The organism is Rhizobium sp. 05L419 (assembly GCF_056397845.1).
Genome location: NZ_JBFTOF010000026.1, coordinates 54,573 through 79,504, shown reverse-complemented (window position 1 = coordinate 79,504; position 24,932 = coordinate 54,573). Strand labels below are relative to the sequence as shown.

The 24,932-nt window shown below is 60.1% G+C and carries 24 protein-coding genes; 12 read left to right on the top strand and 12 right to left on the bottom strand.

Annotation, left to right across the window (positions count from 1 at the left end; genetic code table 11):
- Nucleotides 1–177 (bottom strand): ankyrin repeat domain-containing protein (locus tag AC1DMK_RS25485; protein ID WP_477863054.1); only part of this gene is annotated, 177 nt, incomplete at its 3' end.
- 532 nt (nt 178–709) lie between these two features.
- Here AC1DMK_RS25485 and msrA point away from each other — a divergent pair.
- The 4 genes from msrA (at nt 710) to AC1DMK_RS25465 (ending at nt 5,368) form a co-directional block, all read left to right on the top strand.
- Nucleotides 710–1,237 (top strand): peptide-methionine (S)-S-oxide reductase MsrA, encoded by a 528-nt coding sequence (msrA, locus tag AC1DMK_RS25480; protein ID WP_477863047.1) that lies wholly within the window; start codon nt 710–712, stop codon nt 1,235–1,237.
- A gap of 515 nt (nt 1,238–1,752) precedes the next feature.
- Nucleotides 1,753–3,216 carry a phospholipase D-like domain-containing protein gene (locus AC1DMK_RS25475; RefSeq protein WP_477863045.1) on the top strand — a complete coding sequence of 488 codons (1,464 nt, stop codon included), beginning with the start codon at nt 1,753–1,755 and terminating at the stop codon, nt 3,214–3,216.
- 95 nt (nt 3,217–3,311) lie between these two features.
- Nucleotides 3,312–4,121 (top strand): endonuclease/exonuclease/phosphatase family protein, encoded by an 810-nt coding sequence (locus AC1DMK_RS25470; protein ID WP_037060190.1) that lies wholly within the window; start codon nt 3,312–3,314, stop codon nt 4,119–4,121.
- Between the two features lie 293 nt (nt 4,122–4,414).
- Nucleotides 4,415–5,368 (top strand): alpha/beta hydrolase fold domain-containing protein, encoded by a 954-nt coding sequence (locus AC1DMK_RS25465; protein WP_037060432.1) that lies wholly within the window; start codon nt 4,415–4,417, stop codon nt 5,366–5,368.
- Between the two features lie 173 nt (nt 5,369–5,541).
- Here AC1DMK_RS25465 and AC1DMK_RS25460 read toward each other — a convergent pair whose 3' ends face one another.
- The 5 genes from AC1DMK_RS25460 to AC1DMK_RS25440 all read right to left on the bottom strand — a co-directional run bounded on the left by AC1DMK_RS25460 (nt 5,542) and on the right by AC1DMK_RS25440 (nt 11,065).
- Nucleotides 5,542–7,035, bottom strand: a complete 1,494-nt coding sequence (locus AC1DMK_RS25460; RefSeq protein ID WP_477863042.1) for a sensor domain-containing diguanylate cyclase — start codon at nt 7,033–7,035, stop codon at nt 5,542–5,544.
- A 219-nt stretch (nt 7,036–7,254) separates the two neighbouring features.
- Nucleotides 7,255–8,301 carry a sulfate/molybdate ABC transporter ATP-binding protein gene (locus AC1DMK_RS25455; RefSeq protein ID WP_477863040.1) on the bottom strand — a complete coding sequence of 349 codons (1,047 nt, stop codon included), beginning with the start codon at nt 8,299–8,301 and terminating at the stop codon, nt 7,255–7,257.
- A 10-nt stretch (nt 8,302–8,311) separates the two neighbouring features.
- Nucleotides 8,312–9,184, bottom strand: a complete 873-nt coding sequence (cysW, locus tag AC1DMK_RS25450) for a sulfate ABC transporter permease subunit CysW (protein WP_037060185.1) — start codon at nt 9,182–9,184, stop codon at nt 8,312–8,314.
- Nucleotides 9,174–10,031, bottom strand: a complete 858-nt coding sequence (gene cysT / locus AC1DMK_RS25445) for a sulfate ABC transporter permease subunit CysT (RefSeq protein ID WP_477863038.1) — start codon at nt 10,029–10,031, stop codon at nt 9,174–9,176. Before cysT ends, cysW begins: the two co-directional genes overlap by 11 nt.
- 8 nt (nt 10,032–10,039) lie before the next feature.
- The gene (locus tag AC1DMK_RS25440; protein WP_477863036.1) at nt 10,040–11,065 is read right to left on the bottom strand and encodes a sulfate ABC transporter substrate-binding protein; all 1,026 of its coding nucleotides are present in this window, start codon (nt 11,063–11,065) and stop codon (nt 10,040–10,042) included.
- 301 nt (nt 11,066–11,366) lie between these two features.
- Here AC1DMK_RS25440 and AC1DMK_RS25435 point away from each other — a divergent pair, with 301 nt between their 5' ends.
- Nucleotides 11,367–12,380, top strand: coding sequence for a porin (locus AC1DMK_RS25435; protein WP_477863034.1), 1,014 nt, complete (start codon nt 11,367–11,369; stop codon nt 12,378–12,380).
- Nucleotides 12,381–12,412: 32 nt separating this feature from the next.
- On the opposite strand, the gene AC1DMK_RS25430 is transcribed toward AC1DMK_RS25435, so the two are convergent.
- Nucleotides 12,413–12,868 carry a PTS sugar transporter subunit IIA gene (locus AC1DMK_RS25430; protein ID WP_477863032.1) on the bottom strand — a complete coding sequence of 152 codons (456 nt, stop codon included), beginning with the start codon at nt 12,866–12,868 and terminating at the stop codon, nt 12,413–12,415.
- Between the two features lie 380 nt (nt 12,869–13,248).
- Between AC1DMK_RS25430 and AC1DMK_RS25425 the strand changes: the two genes are divergently transcribed.
- On the top strand, nt 13,249–14,292 hold the full coding sequence (locus AC1DMK_RS25425; RefSeq protein ID WP_477863030.1) for an NAD(P)-dependent alcohol dehydrogenase: 1,044 nt from the start codon (nt 13,249–13,251) through the stop codon (nt 14,290–14,292).
- A gap of 23 nt (nt 14,293–14,315) precedes the next feature.
- Here the strand turns inward: AC1DMK_RS25425 and AC1DMK_RS25420 are convergent, their stop codons facing one another.
- From AC1DMK_RS25420 to AC1DMK_RS25400, 5 genes are all read right to left on the bottom strand, one after another.
- Nucleotides 14,316–14,885: a DedA family protein gene (locus tag AC1DMK_RS25420; protein ID WP_477863028.1), complete on the bottom strand. Its 570-nt coding sequence runs from the start codon at nt 14,883–14,885 to the stop codon at nt 14,316–14,318.
- 45 nt (nt 14,886–14,930) lie between these two features.
- Nucleotides 14,931–16,298 carry an FAD-containing oxidoreductase gene (locus tag AC1DMK_RS25415; protein WP_477863026.1) on the bottom strand — a complete coding sequence of 456 codons (1,368 nt, stop codon included), beginning with the start codon at nt 16,296–16,298 and terminating at the stop codon, nt 14,931–14,933.
- Entirely contained in the window at nt 16,298–16,756 is a 459-nt protein-coding gene (locus tag AC1DMK_RS25410) for a membrane protein (protein ID WP_037060177.1), read from the bottom strand. Before AC1DMK_RS25410 ends, AC1DMK_RS25415 begins: the two co-directional genes overlap by 1 nt.
- Before the next feature lie 93 nt (nt 16,757–16,849).
- The gene (locus AC1DMK_RS25405) at nt 16,850–18,037 is read right to left on the bottom strand and encodes an acyl-CoA dehydrogenase (protein ID WP_477863024.1); all 1,188 of its coding nucleotides are present in this window, start codon (nt 18,035–18,037) and stop codon (nt 16,850–16,852) included.
- Nucleotides 18,038–18,142: 105 nt separating this feature from the next.
- The gene (locus AC1DMK_RS25400; protein ID WP_477863022.1) at nt 18,143–19,063 is read right to left on the bottom strand and encodes a LysR family transcriptional regulator; all 921 of its coding nucleotides are present in this window, start codon (nt 19,061–19,063) and stop codon (nt 18,143–18,145) included.
- Between the two features lie 322 nt (nt 19,064–19,385).
- Between AC1DMK_RS25400 and AC1DMK_RS25395 the strand changes: the two genes are divergently transcribed.
- From AC1DMK_RS25395 to mmsB, 6 genes are all read left to right on the top strand, one after another.
- Nucleotides 19,386–20,591 (top strand): ABC transporter substrate-binding protein, encoded by a 1,206-nt coding sequence (locus AC1DMK_RS25395; RefSeq protein ID WP_477863020.1) that lies wholly within the window; start codon nt 19,386–19,388, stop codon nt 20,589–20,591.
- A 6-nt stretch (nt 20,592–20,597) separates the two neighbouring features.
- Nucleotides 20,598–21,380, top strand: coding sequence for an ABC transporter ATP-binding protein (locus tag AC1DMK_RS25390; protein ID WP_477863018.1), 783 nt, complete (start codon nt 20,598–20,600; stop codon nt 21,378–21,380).
- Entirely contained in the window at nt 21,380–22,081 is a 702-nt protein-coding gene (locus tag AC1DMK_RS25385) for an ABC transporter ATP-binding protein (RefSeq protein ID WP_477863016.1), read from the top strand. The genes AC1DMK_RS25390 and AC1DMK_RS25385 overlap by 1 nt, the downstream gene beginning before the upstream one ends.
- A gap of 7 nt (nt 22,082–22,088) precedes the next feature.
- On the top strand, nt 22,089–22,970 hold the full coding sequence (locus AC1DMK_RS25380; RefSeq protein ID WP_037060428.1) for a branched-chain amino acid ABC transporter permease: 882 nt from the start codon (nt 22,089–22,091) through the stop codon (nt 22,968–22,970).
- Nucleotide 22,971: 1 nt separating this feature from the next.
- Nucleotides 22,972–23,961: a branched-chain amino acid ABC transporter permease gene (locus AC1DMK_RS25375; protein WP_477863014.1), complete on the top strand. Its 990-nt coding sequence runs from the start codon at nt 22,972–22,974 to the stop codon at nt 23,959–23,961.
- An 82-nt stretch (nt 23,962–24,043) separates the two neighbouring features.
- On the top strand, nt 24,044–24,919 hold the full coding sequence (gene mmsB / locus AC1DMK_RS25370; RefSeq protein ID WP_477863012.1) for a 3-hydroxyisobutyrate dehydrogenase: 876 nt from the start codon (nt 24,044–24,046) through the stop codon (nt 24,917–24,919).
- Nucleotides 24,920–24,932 lie beyond the last annotated feature (13 nt).

Below are 24,932 nucleotides of genomic sequence, written 5' to 3'. Positions count from 1 at the left end.
AACCGCAAGGATGAGGGGAGTGGCTCCCTTGTCCTGCTCCTCAATGTCCGCCCCCGCATCGAGGGCCGCCGCGAGCGCTGCCAGGTCGCCGCTCTTGGCCGCCTCGTGAAGCGGACCGCCTTGGGACGTTGCGAAAATGCTCAAGTAGATGAGTACGCTTCCTACCAGCCCACGCATCGGTCTTTCCCCGGGCAGCTTAGCGGCTGAGATTATATACCCGATCTACTGGACCGAACAGCCTGGGACGCGTCCGACAGTTTGGCGGCAGTCATCCGCCATCGCACGAGCGTCGGGCGAGGTCATTCAAAAAGATCACGAATAATGCTTCATAGGAGCAAGATAGGAAGCAGCCGCCGGACTAGCGGCGGATCTCCGCAAGTCCGCCTGTTTGCACCAGCCCACACCAGACCTGCTTCACCAAATCGTCCAGTGTCGCGCGACCTACTCGCGAGGAGGCCTTCTGTCATGCGGTGGTACTTGCTCCACAAAACCGAGAAATATCATCAGGACTTCCTGACAAACACCGCGACCTAACCCTATATAGTGACCAACGATCTGTCGAAGATCGAAAACCTCAAGTGTTCCCGAAGGATTATCGCGCCAAGCCAGCTCTCGTTGCAAACGCCGGATCGAATTGATGGCGGCGGGGAATGGGATTGGAATGATAGAACACCAGGGAGCCTGTCTTCGTTAAATGGAAGGAAGTTCGATGACAACTGAACGCGCAGTTCTCGCCGGTGGTTGCTTCTGGGGCATGCAAGACCTCATTCGTCGCTATGATGGCGTCATTTCCACTCGCGTCGGCTACACCGGCGGCGAGGTCGCCAACGCCACCTATCGCAACCATGGCAATCATGCCGAGGCCATCGAAATCACCTTCGATCCCTCGAAAATCACCTACCGCGATCTCCTGGAGTTTTTCTTCCAGATCCACGATCCGACGACCATGGATCGTCAGGGCAATGATCGCGGCGCAAGCTATCGTTCGGCGATTTTCTACACCGGCGGCGAACAGAAGCGTGTGGCCGAAGAGACGATTGCTGACGTCGAGGCCTCCAATCTCTGGCCAGGCAAGGTCGTGACCGAAGTGACGCCGGCGAGTGATTTCTGGGAAGCCGAACCGGAGCATCAGGACTATCTGGAGCGTATTCCAAACGGTTACACATGCCATTTCATTCGACCTGGCTGGAAGCTGCCGAAGCGTCAAGCATCGGAAGCAGTCCGCCAGGTCTCGTAAGTGGGCGCAAGGGGAGGGCGAGCCTGTCGTCCTCCTTTCTGGGGCTGTTGCAGCCCCGCGATTGCCTTTTCGATGCCGCGTAGCGTTGCCAGCCTGGTGAAGATCGCGGGCGACCAGCGCAGATGAGCACAAAAAGATGGATGGGAGAATTTCTCGCCATACTCATTTCCCTCTGTCAAACAATCCCAAGGGCTGTGATAACCGAGGCCATTGTCGAGGCCTATTCGTTCTCTCGGCCCAGCTAGTCAGACAATGCGTTCGATGAGGCCTTCCACCGATACACCGATATGATGGGCCTGAGGCGGATTGGTCCGGGCAGCGCTGGGCTCGTCTGCGGTACGTGATGTCTTATTGGCCAAACCGGCGTTGGCAATTGAGTTCCCGCAGAATTACCTCGAAGGTTATGTCAAAATCACTGCGGATATACCCCGTATGAGAATTTTTAGGCGCCGTCGCTGACGTTTTGTGGGTTCGGTAGCTTTTGCTAAGGATCTTCTCGGCTATATTTTCAACCCATGCTTTATCTCATATCGACCTATTGGCCGCATATTCTCTTCGTTGTCTCATTCGCCATGGGGGCGGTGGCGGCGATTCATGCCACCATGACCAAGGAAGAAGTGCGCGCCGCCATTGGCTGGGTTGGCGTGATTGTGCTGTCTCCCATCATCGGTGCGGTGCTCTATGCCATTGCCGGCATCAATCGCATGCGTCGCACCTCCCTAAGCCTCCGGCGCGATGCCTTGATCTCCGAGGCGGACCTCGATGAACTGGAAAGTTTCGACGCCGATGCGGAGCTGGTCATCAGCGGTTTCGGGCAACGCTTCGCCGCCCTTCAGACGCTCGGCGACAGAGTGGCCCGTAGTCCGCTTGCCACCGGCAACACGATCGACATGATCGAGACGGGCGACGACTGCTATGCAGCGATGAAGGCGGAGATTGACGCTGCCGAACGGAGCGTGCTGCTGGAAACCTATATTTTCGATCGGGACAGGATCGGCCTTCGCATTGCCGACGCGTTGATCGCCGCTGCAAGGCGTGGTGTCGAAGTGCGCGTCCTGATCGACGCCGTCGGCGCCCGTTACTCGGTGCCCAGCATACTCGGGCATCTCAGCGACGGTGGCGTCTCCGTGGCGGTGTTCAATGGCAATGTCATCATCGGACTGCGTCTGCCCTATGCAAACCTGCGCACCCACCGCAAGATCCTGATCGTCGACGGCCGGGTGGCGCTGACAGGAGGGATGAACATCAGGGAGGGGTTCACCCGCGAGGTGGCGGGCGAGAAATTTGCGCGCGATACGCACTTCCTGGTCACCGGTCCCGTCGTCGCTGATCTCTTCGATGTGGCTGCCGAAGACTGGCGGTTTACCACCGACGAAGAACTTACGGGTGACGAATGGCGGATCGCCGCCCCCGAGCGGGAGCCCGGCGACCCCGTCTTCATGCGGGTTGTGGCGTCAGGGCCGGACAGGAGGATCGAGACAAACCACAAGATGCTGATGGGCGCGTTTTCGGTCGCACGCAAATCGATCAGGATCATGTCCCCCTACTTCCTACCGGACCGGGAATTGATCAGTGCGTTGGCGACAGCGGCCAGACGCGGCGTCGATGTCGATATCGTGGTGCCCGCCGTCAACAACCTTGTCCTCGTCGATCGCGCGATGACGGCTCAGTTTGACCAGATTGTCAGCAACTACTGCCGCATCTKGCGCTCGAGCGGTGCATTCAGCCACTCGAAACTGCTGTCTATTGATGGGGCTTGGTCCTATGTCGGCTCCTCGAACCTCGATCCAAGATCGCTGCGGCTGAACTTTGAAATCGATCTGGAAGTTCTCAACGAGGGTTTCGCCGCCGAAATCGACGAACATATCGATGAGGTGATCAAGTCGGCTTCGCCGGTGACACTGAACGCACTGCGGTCCAGGTCCTTTGCCGTTCGGCTTCTCGACAAGATACTGTGGCTCGGTTCGCCCTATCTTTGATCGCCATTTCCAGCACCTGGCCGTGGCAAGTTTCATCATAGCGCCTATACTTGCTAAGCAGTCGATTTCATTCAACGGAGCGCCGGCAAACAGCGATGCATGCCCGAAAAGACAATCTGCCCGCCAGCATCCTGGCGTCAATCAGGAACCGCAAGAGACGCCTCGATGCGGCGCACCCCGAGACGAATGCGCGCGCCGAGGGCACACTCATCGCGTCGTATAATGTCCACAAGGGTGTCGGAAACGATCGGCGTTTCGACCCAGAGCGCACCAGCCGCGTCATCCACGAGATCGACGCCGATGTCATTGCCCTGCAGGAAGCAGACACCCGTTTCGGGGAGCGTACCGGTATCCTCGATCTGGCCAGACTGGAGCGAGAAACGGGCCTGCTTCCCGTACCCGTCAGCGGCATGGCAAAAGCCCACGGCTGGCACGGCAATGTCGTCCTGTTCAAGAAGGGGCTTGTCCGGGATGTCCATCAGATCAATCTTCCCGGACTGGAACCGCGCGGCGCTCTCGTCGCGGAACTTGAGCTCGAACGGGGGGGGGCGCTGCGTATCATTGCCGCGCATTTCGGTCTGCTGCGGCATTCGCGGGCACAGCAGGTAAAGGTTCTGGTCGAATTGATGGCCGATAAGTCGGATACGCCGACAATCCTGCTCGGCGATCTTAACGAGTGGCGACTTGGGGACCGCTCCTCGCTGCATACATTTCAATCCATCTTCGGCCCGCAACCAGCCGCCGTGCCGAGCTTTCCCGCCCGGCTTCCGGTCCTGGCATTGGACCGCATCATGTCGAACCGCAAGGGCGTGGTCTCGGCTGTGCGCGCGCACGACACACCGCTTGCTCGTGTCGCGTCCGATCATCTGCCAATCAAAGCGATCGTCACGCTCGACCCAAGGTGAAGGTCCTAAGTCAGGCTGGTGTGCAAAGCGCGGCCGCCTGACCGGCCAAGGTTGCGTGGTCTCGGCAGGATGTCGGTCTTGTCGATCTTGCGTCGCAGGCTGGCATTCATTCTTGAAAGCCTTGACTCCGTTTGCAGTCGTGGCACGTTCGGCTCTCAACGGTCGCCTTGCAGGGGAGAGGCATCTCAGTGTTTGGCAGTTTACAACGAGGTATCAGACGCCCGGCTTCGACTGGGGCCCTGTGGCGTTGGTTTGCCGCAGGCATCGCAGCCAGCCTGTCTGTCGCCGTCTTCCTGTCGCCAGCTGTCGCGCTCGAGCAGGCGGCGCAAACAGAGGCGTCAAAGCAGCAGGTCGAGAAGCTCCTGAGCCTCTGGCACAAGCACTACGCCGGTGCGGACAGCCTGAATGAACGACGATCTGCGTTCGAGCGCTTGATGGAAGAGGCGCCTGGCCCTTCGCGTGTGCAGATCAGGCACGTCGATGCCGGCGGTGTGGATGCCGAATTGATCTGGCCGGCGCGCCTTCATCACCCGATTGGTAGGCGAGCGGTTCTTTACGTTCACGGCGGGGGCTTCTACGGCGGTTCGCCGGATACGCACCGCGCTTTGGCCGGATCACTCGCCAAGGCAACGTCGGCCGACGTCCTCCTGATCGACTACCGGCTGGCGCCGGAGTATCCCTATCCCGCGCAGATCGACGATACACTTACGGCCTATGGCTGGCTGCTCGACTCCGGATACGAAAATGACAACATCGTGGTTGTCGGCGATTCGGCCGGCGGCAATCTGGCGATCGAGGCGGTGCTTAGACAAATGCAGCTGAAGGGTCCGCTGCCGGCAGCGGTCATCGCGATGAGCCCGATCACGGATCTGTCGGCGACCGGTGCGACTGCAGAAGCCAGTGCGGGCGGCGATCCCGTGTTGGGCGTCCTTGCACTCGATGCCGCCAGCAAGGCCTATCTTAGAAGCCTCTCGCCGAAGGATCCGAGGGTTTCGCCTCTTTATGCTGACATGACGGGGTTTCCGCCGTTGTTGGTGCAGGTCGGTTCCGGGGAAGTCCTGGGGGACAGTGCGTTGCGTCTAGCCGACAAGGCGCGCAAGGCCGGCGTCGACGTGACGACGCAGGTGTGGCCCGGAATGATMCATCAATGGCAGCTGTTTCCATTCTGGCTCGACGACGCTCGAAAGTCGAACCAAAGCGCGGCCGACTATGCCATCCGGCATTTTGCCGACAAGCCGCAGCAATAGGGTTTAGAGCATTTCCGCTTTTCTTCGAACCGCGAAAACGCTCTATCTYTTTGTTTTCACGCAATTCCGGGCGCAAAACCGCTACKCACTTTTGCTGGAATTGCTCTAGCTCGGCATTTTCTACCGTATTTCGGGGGCGATCGTCGCGTCCGCTGCCCATTCCCTCCGCGATATCAGGCGCAGGCGACCGACGGGTCGGTTGTCTGGCACGACGGTCTACCTTGAGAATCCGATTGTTTGCGGTCGGCATAGTGCGCCCGCTTCTGCTCATACATAGCGAGGTCGGCGCGTCTCACCATTGCTTCGATCGTTTCTCCCGGTTCGCTGGTGGCAAAGCCAAGTGCAATGCTCAAGGGTGCGTTGGAGTAGAACTGATTGTTTATCTTCAGCAGCTCGCCAATGGTCTCCACCATTGCCAAGGCGTTCTGTCGGTCGGCGCCGGGCATCAGTACGGCAAACTCGTCTCCGCCGATCCGTGCTGCGTAGTTGGGCGGCGAGACGGCACCGTTGAGAACTTCGCCGAGCCGGCGCAGCAGCGCATCGCCGGCATCGTGTCCACGTTGATCGTTGGCATCCTTCAAGCCGTTGAGATCAATGATGATCGCCGAAACCGGCCGCAGCGACTTACGTTCCAGCCTGTTCAGTTCGTCCATATAGAAGGCGCGGTTATGCAGCTTCGTCAGCACGTCGTGCTTGCCGAGATATTCGAGATAGGCCTCGGCCTTTTTCCGCGCGGTAATATCGGTCAAAGCCACCTGAACCAGCGACCAGTCGCCTTCGTGCCCAGGCAGTATCGAGAACTGCAGCAGGACGAAGCGCTCGGAGCCGTCGAGTGCATAGTTTATCACCTCCCGCTGGTGAAAAAAGTTGCCGTTCCACAGTTCGATCAGCTGTTCGCGAAAATGCTTCTCCATGTCGTCGCGGAAGATCTCCCCCAGGCGCTGCAGCAGCGTGTGCCGGTCGGGCGCAGAGAACAGATCAAGCGTCGCGTTATTGACATCGATGACCCGGATCTCGCTCATGCACTGGCGCACGAACTCCGGATGAACGTCGGTAAAGACGCGAAAGTCGATGATGCCGCGGTTGCGCACGTCCTCAAGGAGAGCCTTGATGCGGCTGAAATCCTCGACCCAGAGCGATACCGGCGAATGCTCGAATATCCCTTCCGCATAGCGCCGGTTCTCGTGCTCGCTACGCCGTGCTTCTTCACGCGCCGTCACGTCTTCGGTCGTCAACAGCAGCCTGCCCAGCGACTGCTCATGCCCCGGCAGGACAGCCCCGCGCAGCTGGATGTCGAGCCTGCGGCCGGACAACGTGTAGTTCACCGCGCTACCGGCGAACTCCGTCCTTCCCTCCCAAAGGGCTGCCAGCTCGTTCACATGGCTCTCCAGCATCTCGTCGCGAAAGACCCTGGTCAGATTGGCGACGAGATGGTCGAGGCTCTCTGCCTCGAAGAGGTCAAGTGTCTTGCGGTTTACGCGCAGGATGCGGATCTGCTGAGAGCACGCCGCGACGCGACTGACATCGTCCTTTAAAAACGCGCGAACATCCTCGATGCCGTCTTTTCTCCAGCGATCAAATTGCTCTTTCACACCGCTGAAATCTTCGATCCACATCGCGATGGGGGCCAGATCAAAAACATCGGCGTCGGAAGAATCACTGGTCATGGGGCTCATTTCCTGCTGATGCTCATGCGGTCGCGGGCGTGATTTGAATTCGCGCGTCAAAGACACTCCGATCGACCTTTTACGGCGATTCGTAAATCGTAATTTGACGCAGAATGATCAGCACGCCAAACAAATGCCCGGTTTGAGGCAGCCGCGCTTGACGGCGGCTGCCGGGCAACCCGCAGACCCGACGAAATTGACCGTTGCGACGAGCCCTGTTCAAGCGGCGTTTCGAAACAGCTTCCAGCGTGTGGGGCGGAAGGCAATCCGACTGCGATCGAGCCTGTCAGCCTGAGCGGGGGGCAGTTCGAGTTCAATCGAGGGATGGCTCTTGCCGATATCGACCTCAATATGGCGCGTTCCGGCGACACGGCGACTGCTGGTCAGCAGGCCCGCGATGCAGCCGCTGCAGCCATCGCGCAGTTCGATGTCGTGCGGGCGGAAGTAGAGCTGTGCATCACCATCCGGTTCAGCCTTGGCCGTGAGCCCAAGGGGGCGATCCTCAAACCAGATCTCACCATCGGCAATCCTGACCTGCAGACAGTTCGATTGACCGACAAAGCCGAACACGAATGGCGAATTCGGATTGTCGTAAACTTCGTCAGGGGTGCCGACCTGTTCGATCGCTCCCTGGCTCATGACGACGACGCGGTCTGCAAGTTCCATGGCCTCGTCCTGGTCGTGCGTGACGAAAACCGTGGTATGTCCGGTCCGATCGTGAATCTCGCGCAACCATCTGCGCAGGTCCTTGCGCACCTGCGCATCGAGCGCTCCGAACGGCTCGTCGAGCAAAAGCACGTTGGGTTCCACCGCCATGGCACGCGCAAGCGCCACGCGCTGCCGCTGTCCACCCGAAAGCTGCGCCGGATAGCGCTTCTCAAGGCCAGAGAGCTGCACAAGGTCTAGGAGTTCAAGGGCACGCCTGCGGATTTCGGCCCTTGGCGGGCGGCGGGACGAATTGCGGACCTTGAGACCAAAAGAAACGTTGTCGAGCACTGTCATGTGCCGGAACAGTGCATAGTGCTGGAACACGAAGCCGATATTGCGCTGCTGCACCGTCTTCTTCGAGGCATCTTCCTCGCCGAAGTAGATGAGGCCTTCTGTCGGGCTCTCAAGCCCGGCGATCAACCTCAGCAGTGTCGTCTTGCCGGATCCTGAAGGGCCAAGCAAGGCGATGAGTTCACCGGAGCGGATGTCGAGCGAGACGTCGTGGAGAGCCGGAAACCGCTCGAATTCCTTGCGCAAGTTTTGAACGCGAACTTCCATTCTAATTCCTTCAGTGCCGCCGGCTGGCGGCGATTTCATCGCTGTATCGCATTTCGAGCAGCGTCTTCAAAACAAGGGTTACAAGCGCCAACAGCGCAAGCAGGGTAGCCACGGCAAAGGCGCCGGTGAAATTATACTCGTTGTAGAGGATTTCCACCTGCAGCGGCATGGTGTTCGTCTGGCCGCGTATATGGCCAGAAACCACCGAGACGGCACCGAACTCTCCCATGGCACGGGCGTTGCACAACAGCACGCCGTAGAGCAAGCCCCATTTGATGTTGGGCAAGGTCACGTGCCAGAAGGTTTGCCAGCCGCTGGCGCCGAGCGAAATCGCTGCCTCCTCGTCGCCGGTGCCCTGTTCCTGCATCAAGGGGATCAATTCGCGTGCGACAAAGGGAAAGGTCACGAACATGGTTGCAAGGATCAAACCCGGAACAGCAAAGAGGATCTTGATGTCGTGGGCGCTGAGCCAGCTTCCAAGATGGGTATTGGCGCCGAACAGGAGGACGAAGACGAGGCCCGAGATCACCGGCGACACGGAGAATGGCAGGTCGATCAATGTCGTCAGGAATGCCTTGCCCTTGAATTCGAACTTGGCGATTGCCCAGGCGGCGGCGACGCCGAAGCTGAGGTTCAATGGCACGCTGACGCCTGCGACGATCAGGGTGAGCCTGATCGCAGAGAATGTCTCGGCATCCTGCAGAGCTTCGAAGAATGCCGGAGCGCCCTTGCGAAACGCCTCCACGAAGACCGCGGCCATTGGCAGGAGCAGGATCAACGCCAGAAACACCAAAGATGCGATAATCAGCGTCCAGCGCGCGATCTTGTTTTCGGTCACGACGGAGCGGACCTTTGCTGATCGAAGACCGGTATCAAACGCCATAACCATACCTCCGTCTGCTCCAGCTCTGGATCAGGTTGATAACGAGCAGCATGGCGAAGGAGAGCACCAGCATAATTGCTGCTATGCCCGTCGCGGCGGCGTAGTTGTATTCTTCGAGCTTGATGACGATCAAAAGCGGCGCGATCTCCGACTTGAACGGCAGATTGCCGGCAATGAAGATCACCGACCCGTATTCACCGACGCCGCGCGCAAAGGCAAGCGAAAAACCGGTGAGGACCGCGGGTGCCAGGCCTGGCAGCAGCACGCGGAAGATCGTCTGAAAACGGTTCGCGCCAAGCGTGGCGGCTGCCTCCTCCACTTCCTTGTCGATCTCTTCCATTACCGGCTGCACGGTACGCACCACGAAGGGAAGTCCGACGAAAACAAGCGCGATCACGATGCCGAGCGGCGTGAAGGCGATCTTGATGCCAAGCGGTGTCAAAAATTGCCCGATCCAACCGTTGGGAGCGTAAAGCGTCGCAAGCGCTATGCCTGCAACAGCCGTCGGCAGGGCGAACGGCAGATCGACCATAGCGTCGATGACGCGCTTGCCCGGAAAACGGTAGCGCACCAGCACCCAGGCAAGAACGATCCCGAATATGACGTTGACGCAGGCGGCGGCAAAGGCGGCGCCGAAACTGATGCGAAGAGCAGCCAGCGTGCGTGGATCGAGCGTAATCGACCAGAATTTCTCCCAGCCGAGTTCGCTTGAGCGCCAGGCAAGGCCCGACAGGGGAATGAGGATCAGAAGGGTCAGCCAGATCAAGGTAAAGCCGAGTGTCATCCCAAATCCTGGAATGACACTCGGCCGCTTGAACCGCCACCGCGTGGGGTTATGTGCTTTCATGTGGTGTATTATTGGGCCGGCTTGTAGATTTGGTCAAATACGCCGCCGTCCCCGAAGAATTTCGGCTGCGCTTCCTTCCAGCCACCGAAGTCGTCGATGGTCGCAAGCGTCAGCTTCGGGAAGCGGGCGATATCGGCAGGATCGGCTGCCTCCGGCTTGATCGGGCGATAGAAGTGCTTGGCGGCGATCTTCTGGCCTTCATCGGCATAGAGGTAGTTGAGGTAGGCTTCAGCGACTTTGCGCGTTCCCTTCTTGTCGACGTTGCCGTCAACGATGGCAACCGGCGGATCCGCACGGATCGAGAAGGCAGGCGTTACGATTTCGAACTGGTCGGGGCCAAGTTCCTCGAGCGAAAGATAGGCTTCGTTTTCCCAGGCAAGCAGAACATCGCCGAGACCGCGCTGGACGAAGGTCGTCGTCGCGCCACGGGCGCCGGTATCGAGGACCGGAACGTGCTGCAAGAGCTTGGTCACGTAGTCCTGCGCCTTGGCCTCGTCGCCGCCGTTTGCCTGCTTGGCCCAGGCCCAGGCCGCCAGGAAGTTCCAACGGGCGCCACCCGAAGTCTTCGGGTTCGGCGTGATGACCTGGACATCGTCCTTGACGAGGTCGCCCCAGTCCTTGATGCCCTTGGGATTGCCCTTGCGGACAAGGAAAACGATCGTGGAGGTATAGGGTGTCGAATTGTTCGGGAACTTGGTCTTCCAGTCGGCCGGGATCTTTCCGGTCTTCTTGGCGATGGCGTCGATGTCGCCTTCGAGTGCCAGCGTTACGACATCAGCTTCCAAGCCGTCGATGACGGACCGAGCCTGAGCGCCGGAACCACCATGCGAGGCCTGAATCGCTACCGTTTCACCGGTGTCCTTCTTCCACTTCGCAGCGAAAGCGACGTTGAAATCCTTATACAGTTCTCTCGTCGGATCATAGGATACGTTGAGAAGCGTCTGATCCGCGAATGCGGGAGCGACAGCACCGATGGCGACAGTGCCTGCCAGAACCGCGGCCGCGAAAAGCCGGGTGATCCGAAATGACTGCATGGAAACCTCCTTCGTTTGTGACCGAAACTCTACCAACTCGGTCGTATAATGAAACGCAGATTGTTTCTGTTCCGTGCCCGGCTCCTAGAATGGAGTCCCATTTCACGCCATATTTTGAAATGAATGTGCTCGGGTTGGCCGCGGCCAACCCGTCCGGGGTCGGGGCGGCCAACCACTCTTCCTCTGTCGCACCCTTAAAATTTTGCATCAAGCCGAATCATTCGTTTCTTCGTATGATCATCGCGCACTTGTGTTTGCGCACGGATTGACCAGCGCTTTCCTTCACGTGATCGGGCTCAGCATGTCCTTTAAAATCCTCCTCATCGGCTCCGCTGCGGCGATTGCTTGCGCCTCTGCATCGCGCGCAGCCGACGCAATCGTTACTTCAGAGCCGGAGCCGGTCGAGTATATCCGGGTCTGCGATGCCTATGGCACTGGCTACTTCGCCATTCCGGGCACCGAGACGTGCCTCAGAATCAGCGGCTATGTGCGTGTCCAGGAACGGTTCGGCCGAGACGAATCCGAACCGTCCGATTGGTCGTTTTGGTCGCGCGCGCAGGTGACGTTGAGCTCCAAGAGCGACACGGAATGGGGCACGCTGACAGGTGTCATCACGCTGCGCCAGGAAGCCGAGAACAGCTCCGAGTTTGCTCCGACGCTTGACGAAGGCTACATCGATATCGCCGGTCTGCGGGCCGGTATGTTTTATAGCTGGTGGGACGATGATCCGAGCGGCGAGACCGACGTGGTCGCCAGCAACGAGACAAATCACAATTCGATCCGTTATCAGTACGAAGGCGATGTCGTCACCGCAGGTGTGTCGCTCGACGAACTGGAGGATGAATACGACACGAAGCCCGGCGAGGGACCGAACGACCTTGGTATTGCCGCGCAGGTCTCGTTCAAGTCGGGGATCTATTCCGGATACCTCCTTGGCGGCTACGACACGGACACGGCGGAGGGGGCGATCCGCGCGATCGTCTATGCCGATCTGGGCCCAGGCCAGCTCGGACTTTACGGGGTCTGGGCGAGCGGCGCCAACTACTACTACGAGGAATCGGAGTGGACCGTCGGTGCCCAGTACGCATACCAGGCGACCGACAAGCTTATGTTCATTCCGGGCGCGCAGTATTTCGAGAAGGTCGAACTCGATGCAGACGGCGATGGTTTTTCCGGCGGAAACGCGTGGACCGCCGGGGTGACGGTCAACTACAAGATCGTCGAGAATCTCGCAACGCGCCTCAGCCTCCAGTATCACAACCAGGAAGACGACGACCAGGTCGAAGGCTTCCTCCGCTTCCAACGCGACTTCTGATCCCTATCGCAGGCTCGCCATTTCCGGTTTTGCTATACGCGGGAATCGGCCAGGAAATCGGAGTATAATTCTTCGGCTGTCTTTGCCTTGCGCATCGACGCTACAATCCCGGGTGATTGCAGTTGCCGGGCTATGGCGGCAAGGACATTCAGGTATTCCCCGCGGTGGTTCTCGCCAAACAGCAGGACGAAAGCGATGTCGGTCGGCGCGTCGTCAACCGCCTCGAAATCGAGCGGACGGGCGAAGCGGATCAACAACCCTCGCGGATGGGTCATGCCTTCGACGACCGCATGCGGTACGGCAATGCCGTTGCCGATGCCCGTTGAGCCGAGGCTTTCGCGGCTTTCCAGCGCCCGAAGAACTATTTTGTGGTCAATTCCGAAAGCCTCTGCCGCCTTCTCCGCGATGGTCTGCAGCCCTCGCCATTTTGTCGTTGCAACGACCCCGACGAACGTATGGTCGGGACGGATGATAGCGGATAGGTTCATATCGTCTCTCTTGTCGTTCGGGCAATGCCCGTCCTCGAACGCGACGCCGCAACCTGCCACGTGTTTGACGCTTCGTGGCCATGTTCGATGCGCGTTCATAGTCCCAAGTGAGATAAGTGGTCCAGTGGGCCTTTGCCGGACAAAAATAAGCAGCGCATAAAGGTTGCGCGCATTTTCAACGAATGCTTGAAATGAATTCAAGATACTTCGCGCTTATCCAAGGGGAATTACGTTGAACCTCGTCAGGTTGGGCTGAGCATTTTACCAATTAATGGGCAAAAGCCTTCGCAGTGGAATTGAATTGCGAAGGCTTCGGGTCTTATAGTCCTTCCAATGTCTCGCCCGATTCAACGGCAAGGCGATAGGGAAGGAAACAGACAATGACCAAAGTCCGTGCGCTGGTGCTGGAGCGCCAGCATGAACTCGCTCTTCGCGATATCGACCTGCCGCTGGAGACTGGTCCCGGCGAGGTGAAGATCAGGATCCACACGGTCGGCGTCTGTGGGTCGGATGTCCACTATTACACGCACGGCAAGATCGGTCCCTTCGTCGTCAAAGAGCCGATGGTGCTTGGTCACGAGGCTGCCGGCACCATCGTCAAGGTCGGTGAGGGCGTCTCGCATCTGAAGGTCGGGGACCGCGTCTGCATGGAGCCGGGCATCCCCGATCCGAATTCCAAGGCGAGCCGGCTCGGCATGTACAATGTCGATCCGGCCGTCGCCTTCTGGGCGACGCCGCCGATCCATGGCGTGCTGACGCCCGAGGTCGTGCATCCCGCCAACTATACGTTCAAACTGCCGGACAGTGTCAGCTTCGCCGAAGGCGCGATGGTCGAGCCGTTCGCGGTCGGCATGCAGGCGGCGAGCAAGGCGAAGATTGCGCCCGGCGATACGGCCGTCGTCCTCGGCGCTGGCCCGATCGGCACGATGGTGGCGATCGCCGCCCTTGCCGGCGGCTGCGCCCGGGTGATCGTCGCCGATCTGGCACAGCCGAAACTCGATATCGCCGCCCAGTACCAGGGTGTCATTCCGGTCAATATTCGCGAGAAGAACCTTGCCGAGCAAGTCTCGGGACTGACGGACGGCTGGGGCGCCGACGTTGTTTTCGAATGCTCCGGCTCGCCGAAAGCATGGGAAACGATCATGGAACTGCCGCGCCCTGGCGGCGTCATCGTCGCGGTCGGCCTGCCGGTCAATCCGATCGGCTTCGACGTGTCGACGGCTTCCACCAAGGAGATCCGCATAGAGACGGTATTTCGCTATGCCCACCAGTACGAGCGCTCGATCGCACTGCTCGGTTCGGGCCGCGTCGACCTGAAGCCGTTGATCTCGGAAACATTCAAGTTCGAGGATGCCGTCAAGGCCTTCGACCGGGCCGTCGAGGCGCGCCCGAGCGACGTGAAACTGCAGATCGTTATGGACTGAATGCCCGGCCGTCGCTCATCCATCTAGGACTGCCCGACGCTCGGCTTCATCCTGCGAAACGCAAGGGCCGCAGCGGCGATGACGGCTGCTGCCGCAAGGGCGATCAGCAGATGGTGATGAATGGGAAGATCGCCCAATGCCTGTTGGATGCCGTGCCCGAACACATATCCAAGCGCGGTAAACAACTGCCCCCAGACCAACGCCGCCGCTGCGTTCAATACTACGAATTTTCGGGTTGAAATTCGTGTTGTTCCGATGACAACAGGGCTAATTGTCCGCAACCCGACCAGGAAGCGAAAGGCAAAGATGAAGCCGGTGGGATACCGTTCGAGAAGCTGGGTTGCCCGCGCAAGCGCCGGCTTATCCAGCAGTCGGCGCACGACGCTCCACTGCGCTGCGTAGCGCCCGGCAAAAAACCACATCTGATCCCCGACAAAGGACCCAGCCGATGCGGCGAGCGAGGCTGGCCAGTAGGTGAGCAGACCGTGATGCGAAATCACACCGCCGAGAAAAGCAGCCGTCTCCCCTTCGAAAGCGGTGCCCAGAAATATAGCCAGCAAGCCGTATTGTTCGATCAGCAGTTCGATGGACAAGAGGGCAACCTTCGGGTGTCACGGTTTCGGCAGCAGTCTTGCAAGCTAGACCGCCTTCAAGTCTGCGAGCAATGTCGGGATCAGCTCCGAAACCGTCGGATGGATCGGCACGGCCCATTGCAGCACGGGGTAGGGCGCCCTGGCGTTCATTGCGTCAATGAAGCCATGGATCGCCTCGTCGCCTTCGATGCCAAGGATGGCAGCGCCGAGAATCTGCTTGGTTTCGGCATCCGCGATCACCTTCATGAACCCCTTGGTTTCACCTCGCTCGTTGGCGCGCCCGACGCGGCTCATCGGCCGGGTGGAGATCAGGATCTCGCGTCCCGAAGCGCGCGCTTGCTTCTCCGTCATGCCCACCCGACCGAGCGGCGGATCGATGTAGAGCGCATAGGCGGGAATACGGTCGCTGAGTTTTCGATCCTCGCCGTCGAGCAAATTGGCGGCTGCGATCTCGAAGTCGTTGTAGGAGGTGTGGGTAAAGGCGCCGCGGCCGTTGCAATCGCCAAGCGCGGAGATGCCTTCGACATTGGTCGCCAGTTTGTCGTCCACGATGATGTAGCCGCGCTTGTCGATCGCGACGCCGGCGAGATCGAGCCCGAGATCATCGGTATTGGGACTGCGTCCGGTGGCGACGAGCACGTGGCTTGCCTGGACATCCGGCTTGCCTGCGCCAGCAGAGACGGCGATCCCGTCACGGGTTTTGGCAAAGGCGATGCCGTCGGCGTCTGTGTGCACCGTGATGCCCTCCGAACGCAGAATATCGGCGATCGCATCCGAAACATCTGCATCCTCGCGCGACGCCAGCTTCGGTCCGCGCTCAATGACAGTAACGTCGGCACCGAAGCGCCGATACATTTGCGCGAATTCGAGGCCGATATAGCTGCCGCCGATGACCGCCAGATGCTTCGGCAGCGTATCGAGCTGGATAATCGACGTGCTCGTGAGGTAGTCGATATCCGCAAGGCCCGGCATATCTGGGACGGCAGGCCTTGCGCCGACATTTAAAAAGACCCGGGGAGCGGTCAGTTTCTCACCGTTCACAGTGACTGTCCGTGCATCTTCGAAGCGAGCATGTCCGTAGACTACAGTGATGCCCTGCATGCCGTCGAACCAGCCAATCAGCCCGTTTCGCGCATTCATGGTGACGGTTCGGGCGCGGTCGCGAACCACCTGCATGTCGATCCCGATTTCGCCCGGGATCCTCACGCCATAGTCGCCGGCACGTCGAGCGACATGCGCTGCGCGCGCACTCGCCACCAGAGTCTTGGTTGGCATGCAGCCGGCGTTAACGCAGGTGCCGCCCAGGAACTTGCGTTCGATCAGCGCGACCGTCATGCCTCTTTCGACCATGCGGGCAGCGAGGAAGGGACCGGATTGGCCGGCGCCGACAACGATTGCGTCGAAGCTCCTCATCACGCCGCTACCACGATGACGATGGCGCCGATGATTGCCACCGCGTCCTCGATGAAGGCGGCCGGCGCGTCCTTGCCGAAGAGGGCGGCGAGCTTGCTGCGGGCGACAGCGCCGCCAAGCGTGCCGACGATCGCGCCGACAACGCCCGCAATCAATCCGCCGACAAGCGCGCCGCCGGATGCGCCGATTGTGGCGCCGGTCAGTGCGCCCATGATAACGCGCGCGCTAAACTGTATCGGGACTTTGCGCGAAGGCGTCGAGGGAAGCTGGTCGGTGACGAGCTCCAGCAGGGCCAGCAGGGTAAAAATCCAGGGTGTCCAGCGAAAAGCCATGAAGGCGAGCGGCGTCTGCGAGACGTCGAACCAGCCCTGAGCTGCGCCCCAGGCAACGGCCGCGGGTGCCGTCATGGCACGCAGGCCCGCGATGATACCGATGAGAAATGCAAGAACCAGAAGCATGTCAGATCCCCCTTGCGACACGGGTTCGTCCCGCGCTCGACAGAGGCTTGCACATTGTCGGGCCGGTTTCAATTTGCCCGACCACGATTATGTCTAATTCGCAAAAGCCGCGATGCCCGTGATGGCTCGGCCGAGGATCAGCGCATGGATATCGTGGGTGCCTTCGTAGGTGTTGACGACCTCGAGGTTGACGAGATGACGGGCAATGCCGAACTCATCGGAGATGCCGTTGCCGCCGAGCATGTCGCGCGCCATCCGGGCGATATCGAGAGCCTTGCCGCAGGAATTGCGCTTGACGACCGATGTCAGCTCCACCGGCGGATGACCGTCTTCCTTCATGCGGCCAAGCCGCAGGCAGCCCTGCAGTCCGAGCGAGATCTCGGTGGCCATATCCGCGAGCTTCTTCTGGATCAGCTGGTTGGCGGCAAGGGGCCGATCGAACTGCTTTCGGTCGAGTACATACTGTCTTGCCTTGGAATAGCAATCCTCGGCTGCACCAAGTGCGCCCCAGGCAATGCCGAAACGGGCCGAGTTCAAGCAGGTGAACGGCCCCTTCAGGCCCGTCACGTCAGGCAAAAGGTTCTCTTCCGGCACGAAGACGCTATCCATCACCACTTCGCCGGTGATCGAAGCGCGAAGCCCGACCTTCCCATGAATGGCGGGGGCAGATAGCCCCTTCCAGCCCTTCTCAAGGATGAAGCCGCGGATGACGCCGTCCTCGGTCTTGGCCCAGACGACGAAGACATCGGCGATAGGTGCGTTGGAGATCCATGTCTTGGCGCCGGTCAGATGGTAGCCGCCATCGACCTTTTTCGCCCGTGTCACCATCGAGCCGGGATCGGACCCGTGATTGGGTTCGGTCAGCCCGAAGCAGCCGATCCATTCGCCCGTCGCAAGCTTAGGCAGGTATTTCTGCTTCTGCATCTGTGAACCGAAAGCATCGATCGGCACCATGACGAGGGAGGACTGAACGCTCATCATCGAGCGGTAGCCGCTGTCAACGCGCTCGACCTCGCGGGCGATCAGGCCATATGCGACGTAGCCGAGGCCGGCGCCGCCATATTCGGGAGCAATGGTCGGCCCGAGAAGGCCGAGGTCGCCCATTTCGCGGAAGATAGCAGGATCGGTCTTCTCGTGGCGAAAGGCATCCAGCACGCGTGGCATAAGCTTTCCCTGCGCGTAAGCGTGTGCGGTATCAAGCACCATGCGCTCCTCATCCGTCAGCTGCTCGACAAGCCGGAACGGATCGGCCCAATCGAAGATCTCGCGGGTGTGCTGCATGGTTCATCCTCCTCGAATGTGTTGCCTTTTGCCGCCGACACCTGTTTGGCATAGCTCTGCGGACATGGTGCGTCAACACGCGGGCGCAGCACAGACCCTGAGCAGCTATCGCTTCACCCAGGGTGGAACGAACCGCGCATCCTCGCCGGCTGTCGCTTCGCGCAGAAAGTCGAAGACGGCACGAACGCGCGGCGATTGCAGCAGGTCGCGATGACAGCTGATCCAATATTGCCGGTTGAGGTCGATCTCGCCGGGCAGCACCATCTGAAGCTCCGGGTAACGACTCGCGAAGAAATAGGGCAGGATACACAGGCCCAGCCCATTTCTGGTCGCGCTCAGCTGCGCAAAAATGCTGGAGCTCTGGAACTTCGGCTTGATGCGCGGGTGCACATCGCCCAGATAGTCCAGCCCGGGTGCGAAGATCATCTCCTCGATGTAACTGATGAAGGGAAGCATCAGAAGGTCGTCGCGGCGGGTGATTGGCGCGCTTCTCGCCAGATAGTCCCGCGAGCCGTAGACCTGCAGATGATAATCCGTCAGTTTCTCGGCGAGATACGGACCGCCCTTCGGTTCATCGAGGACGACGGAGATGTCCGCCTCCTTGCGCGACAGCGACATGATCTGCTGGATCGTCACCAGCTCGAGCGACAGATGCGGATGTCGCGCTGCGAACTGCGGCAGGACTGTTGCGAAGAAGAAGTTGGAGAAGCCCTCCGGCGCGCTCAGTCGCACAACACCCCGCTGCGTCATCGATCCATCGGCAAGGTCGGTGCGCAGGCGCTCGGTCTCCTGCTCCATCTTCTCCGCGGTCTCGACGAAGCGTGTGCCCATAGCCGTCATTACATAGCCGCGAGGGTTGCGCTCGAAGAGCTTGACCTTGAGGGCAGATTCGAGCCGGTCGATCCGTCGCGAAACGGTTGCGTGGCTGGTGCGCAGCTGCCGGGCTGCCGTCGAAAGCTGGCCGGTCCTGGCGACGGCCAGAAAGAACTGCAGGTCGTCCCAGGTAAATTGCGGCCGGCTGCTCATCGATGCCTCGCTGTTGGCCCAACGATGACGAGGAGGTCGGCGATTGGTCTTTCGTCTAATGCCGTCCTGCCTGTACAATTGTTTGGGTCGCCCTCACTTCCCTCGCTTGCCCCGCAATGCCCTGCATTCATTGGATGCGGGGGAGTTCGGATCGGCGGTCTGTTCAAAAATGAACAGATACTGTTTGGAATTGGTTGTAAAGCGACCTTGCTTCGCCAACGCAATTCCGTGATCTTGAAGGATCGGTTGGTCGCTTTGAGGAGGGCGGCTGGCCAAATTTGCACAGATCTGTATTCCGGCCAATCTCTGGGAGGAGAGACATATGCGAAAGAATCTGATTGCGTCGCTGGCATTTTTTCTTGCAGGCAGCACTGCCGTGCTTGCCGACGGTGCATCCGACGGCAAGGTGAAGATTGGTATCCTGAACGACCAGTCGGGCGTTTATGCCGACTTCGGCGGCAAGTCGTCGGTCGAGGCGGCCAAGATGGCCGTCGAGGATTTCGGCGGAAAGGTGCTCGGTGTGCCTGTCGAAATCGTCGACGCCGACCACCAGAACAAGGCCGATATCGCTTCGAATATTGCGCGCCAGTGGTACGATACCGAACAGGTGGACGCGATCATGGAGCTGACGACCTCGTCGGTGGCACTCGCAGTCCAGGCCATCGGCAAGGAAAAGAAGAAGATCGACATTGTCACCGGCGCTGCGACCACGGATCTCACCGGCAAATCCTGTTCGCCCTATGGCTTCCACTGGGCCTACGACACGCACGCACTTGCAGTCGGCACCGGCGGCGCACTCGTCAAGCAGGGTGGCGACACCTGGTTCTTCCTGACGGCCGACTATGCCTTCGGCTATTCGCTGGAGCAGCAGACGAGCGATTTCGTCAAGGCCAACGGCGGCAAAATCGTCGGCTCGGTCCGCCATCCCCTGGCGAGCCAGGATTTCTCGTCCTTCCTGCTACAGGCGCAATCCTCCGGCGCCAAGGTGATCGGCCTGGCAAACGCCGGGCTCGATACCGCCAACGCCATCAAGCAGGCGGCCGAATTCGGCATTACCCAGGGCGGCCAGCATCTGGCGGCGCTGCTCTTCACGCTTGCCGAAGTCCATGGTCTCGGCCTCGATGCGGCGCAGGGGCTGACGCTGACCGAGGGCTACTACTGGAATCGCGACGACGAAAGCCGTGAATTCGGCAAGAAATTCTTTGCCCGCACCGGCAAGATGCCGAACATGGTTCATAGCGGCACCTACTCGGCGGTGCTGCAGTATCTCAAGGCGGTGCAGAAGGCGGGCACTGACGAGACGGACGCTGTTGCCAAGCAGCTGCATGAGATGCCGGTCGACGACGTCTTCGGCCGGGGCGGCACCGTCGGCCCCAACGGACGCATGATCCACGACATGTACCTGCTTCAGGTCAAGAAGCCCGCCGACAGCAAGGAGCCGTGGGACTACTTCAACGTATTGGCGACCATTCCCGGCAAGGAAGCCTACATCGATCCGGTCAAGAGCGGCTGCGATCTGGTAAAGTAAGCGTCCATGGTGGTCTCCACGACAGACAGTCAATCGAAGCCGCGGGTGGTTCTATCCGCCCGTGGCCTTCGGCGCGATTTTGGTGGTTTCACTGCGGTGAAGGACGTCGATCTCGATGTGCATGATGCAAGCGTGCATGCGCTGATTGGCCCGAACGGCGCCGGCAAGACGACGGTCTTCAACCTGCTGACCAAGTTTCTGCAGCCGACTTCGGGCACGATCACGCTGATGGGAACCGACATTACCAGGACGCCGCCCGACAAGGTTGCACGCATGGGCCTCGTGCGCTCCTTCCAGATCTCTGCGGTCTTTCCGCATCTGACGGTGCTCGACAATGTCCGTGTCGCCCTGCAGCGGCCGAACCACCTGTCGACCCAGTTCTGGCGCCCGGTCTCGGCACTTGATCGGTTGAATGCCCGCGCCGAGCAGCTTCTGGCCAAAGTCGGCCTCGCCAGGGAGCGCGACAGCTTCGCCGCCGACCTCTCCTATGGCCGCAAGCGGGTACTCGAAATTGCCACGACCCTGGCACTCGATCCGAAGGTGCTGCTGCTCGATGAGCCGATGGCAGGCATGGGGCAGGAGGACGTGAGCGTCGTCTCCGCCATCATCCGCGATGTCGCGCGCGACCGTGCTGTTCTCATGGTCGAGCACAATCTCTCCGTTGTCGCCAACATCTGCCAGCAGGTGACCGTGCTCCAGCGCGGCGAGATCCTTGCCGAGGGCGACTATGCGACGGTCAGTGCCGACCCACAGGTTCGGCGGGCCTACATGGGAACGGAGGAAGGCTGATGACCACGCTTCTGGACGTTCAGGGACTGAATGCCTGGTACGGCGAAAGCCACATCCTGCACGGCGTCGACATGCGGGTGGGCGAGGGTGAGACGATCACCATCCTTGGCCGCAACGGCGTCGGCAAGACCACGACACTGCGCACGATCACCGGTATTGTACGGGCCCGCAAGGGCAAGATCAGCTTCGACGGTGCGGACATGATGCAAGTGCCGCTGCACAAGACGGCGCACAAGGGTATCGGCTTCGTTCCGGAAGAGCGTGGCATCTTCTCGACGCTGACCGTCTCTGAAAATCTGCTATTGCCACCCGTCGTTGCGCAAGGCGGCATGACGGTGGAGGAGATCTATGAACTCTTTCCGAACCTCTACGAACGGCGCAACAGTTCCGGCACCAAGCTTTCCGGTGGCGAGCAGCAGATGCTGGCGATAGCCCGCATTCTGCGCACCGGTGTTCGCATGCTGCTTCTCGACGAGCCGACCGAAGGCCTGGCACCGGTCATCGTCCAGCGCATCGGCGAAGTGCTGAAGAAGCTCAAGGAGCGTGGCATGACCATCCTGCTTGTCGAACAGAATTTCCGTTTCGCTAGCCGGATCGCCGACCGTTTCTATCTTATGGATCACGGACAGATGGTATCGGAATTCCCCGTCGGCGAACTGCCGCAGCGCATGGATACGCTGCACAAGGTTCTGGGAGTGTGATCGGATGATGATCTTCGGAATTCCCCTGCAGGCATTCATGGGCCAGCTGCTGATCGGCCTGATCAACGGCTCGTTTTATGCGCTGCTCAGCCTCGGCCTCGCCATCATCTTCGGCCTGCTGCGCGTCATCAACTTCGCGCACGGCGCGCAATATATGTTGGGCGCCTTCGTCGCCTATCTGCTGCTGGCCTACCTCGGCATCGGCTACTGGCCGTCGTTAGTGCTTGCGCCGGTCATCGTCGGCCTCGCCGGTGCGGTGGTTGAACGTCTGTTCCTGCGGCATCTCTACGATCTCGATCCGCTCTATGGCCTGCTCTTCACGTTCGGTCTGGCGCTCGCGGTCGAAGGAACCTTCCGCTATCTCTATGGTTCCTCTGGCCAACCATATGCGCAGCCGCCGGCGCTTGCGGGCGCGGTCAATCTCGGCTTCATGTTCCTGCCGATCTATCGCGGCTGGGTTGTGGTCATGTCGCTTGTCGTTTGTATCGGCACGTGGTTGCTGATCGAGAAGACGAAGCTCGGGGCCTACCTGCGGGCGGCCACGGAAAATGCGACCCTCGTTCAGGCCTTCGGCGTCAATGTTCCGCTGCTGTTGACGCTGACCTACGCGCTCGGCGCAGGCCTCGCTGCCTTCGCCGGCGTGCTTGCCGCGCCCATCTATCAGGTCTCGCCGCTGATGGGCTCCAACATGATCATCGTCGTGTTTGCCGTGGTCGTCGTCGGCGGCATGGGGTCGATCATGGGGGCCATCGTCACCGGCTACATGCTCGGTATAGCGGAGGGCCTGACCAAGGTCTTCTATCCGGAAGCCTCCAACATCGTGATCTTCGTGATCATGGCGATCGTGCTTCTCATCAGGCCCGCGGGCCTCTTTGGCCGGGATGCGTGAGATGACTGAGATCACCCAGGCGATCCACTCAGAAAAGCGCCGCGCAGGCTCTTCGCTGCAGGCAGGCTTCCTCGTGATCGGGTTGCTGCTTTTGCTCCTGGCGCCGTTCTTCTTCTACCCGATCTTTTTGATGAAGCTGCTTTGCTTCGCGCTCTTTGCATGCGCCTTCAACCTGCTGCTCGGCTATACCGGTCTTCTCTCCTTCGGCCATGCCACTTTTTTCGGGGGCGCGGCCTACTTCACGGCTTACACAGTAAAGGAATGGGGACTGTCGCCGGAACTTGGCATTCTCATCGGCGTCGCAGGCGCCGCCTTCCTCGGGCTTGTCATGGGCTTTTTCGCGATCCGCCGTCAGGGCATCTACTTCGCAATGATCACGCTGGCGCTCTCGCAGATGTTCTTCTTCTTCTGCCTGCAGGCCGAGTTTACCCACGGCGAAGACGGCATCCAGTCGGTGCCGCGCGGCCACCTTTTCGGCGTCATCGATCTCAACAGCTCGACCAACATGTATTATTTTGTGCTGGCGGTGTTTGTCATCGGCGTGCTGATCATCTGGCGCTTCATCAATTCGCCTTTCGGAATGATCCTGAAATCTATCCGTGAGAACGAACAGCGGGCCATTTCGCTCGGCTATTCCGTGGCGCGATACAAGCTTGGTGCCTTCGTCATGTCCGCTGCCTTGGCGGGACTGGCAGGCGCGGTCAAGTCGATCGTCTTCCAGTTTGCCACGCTGACGGATGTCGCGTGGCAGATGTCGGGAGAGGTGATCCTGATGACGCTGCTCGGCGGCATAGGGACGCTGATCGGTCCGCTGTTCGGCGCAGGCCTGGTCGTCACGCTGGAGAACTATCTGGCGACGTCGGAATTCCCGGTCACGATCATCACGGGCGTCGTCTTCATGGTTTGCGTGCTGGTCTTCCGGCGCGGTGTCATCGGCGAATTGTATGCCTCTCGGATTGGCCGCAAACTGGGCTTCGTCTACCGCCGCTGAGCATGGCCGGATCGCATCATGTGGATCGATCGCTGCAGAAGCGGCGGCGATGATCCCGACAGACAAAAGATAGGAGAGCGACATGGCAACGATCGCATTCATCGGTCTCGGCAACATGGGCGGGCCGATGGCGGCAAACCTCGTCAAAGCAGGCCATCAGGTGACTGGCTTTGATCTTGCGGCGCCGATGCTGCAGGCAGCCGAAGCAAGCGGTATTCAGCCCGCAAGCCACATCAGCCAGGCCGTTGCGGATGCCGAGGCTATCGTGACGATGCTGCCGCAAGGCAAGCATGTGCTGAGTGCCTGGACGGACATCCTGGGGTCTGTGCCTTCGGGAACGCTGGTGATCGACTGCTCGACGATCGACGTCGACAGCGCGCGCAAGGCTCACGAGATGGCGAGAGCCGCGGGCTGCCTTTCGCTTGACGCGCCGGTCTCGGGCGGCACCGGCGGCGCTGCAGCCGGTACGCTGACCTTCATGGCGGGCGGGTCGCCGCAGAGCTTCGCAAAGGCCAAGCCGATCCTCGAGGCGATGGGTAGGAAGATCGTCCATTGCGGCGAGGCAGGTGCCGGGCAGGCGGCCAAGATCTGCAACAACATGATCCTCGGCATATCGATGATCGCCGTCTGCGAAGCTTTCGTGCTCGCAGAAAAGCTTGGACTTTCGCATCAGGCGCTCTTCGACGTCGCGTCGACCTCGTCGGGTCAATGCTGGTCGATCAACACGTATTGCCCGGTGCCGGGCCCGGTTCCGACATCCCCCGCCAACAACGACTACAAACCGGGGTTTGCCGCCGCGCTGATGTTGAAGGATCTGCGGCTATCGCAGGAGGCAGCCCTTTCGAGCGGAGCGTCTACGCCGCTCGGCGCGGAGGCCGCGCAGCTGTTTTCGCTCTTCGAAAAGCAAGGAAACGGCGCCCGCGACTTCTCCGCGATCATTGAGATGTTCCGCGGCTGAGCGTCGCGAAAAC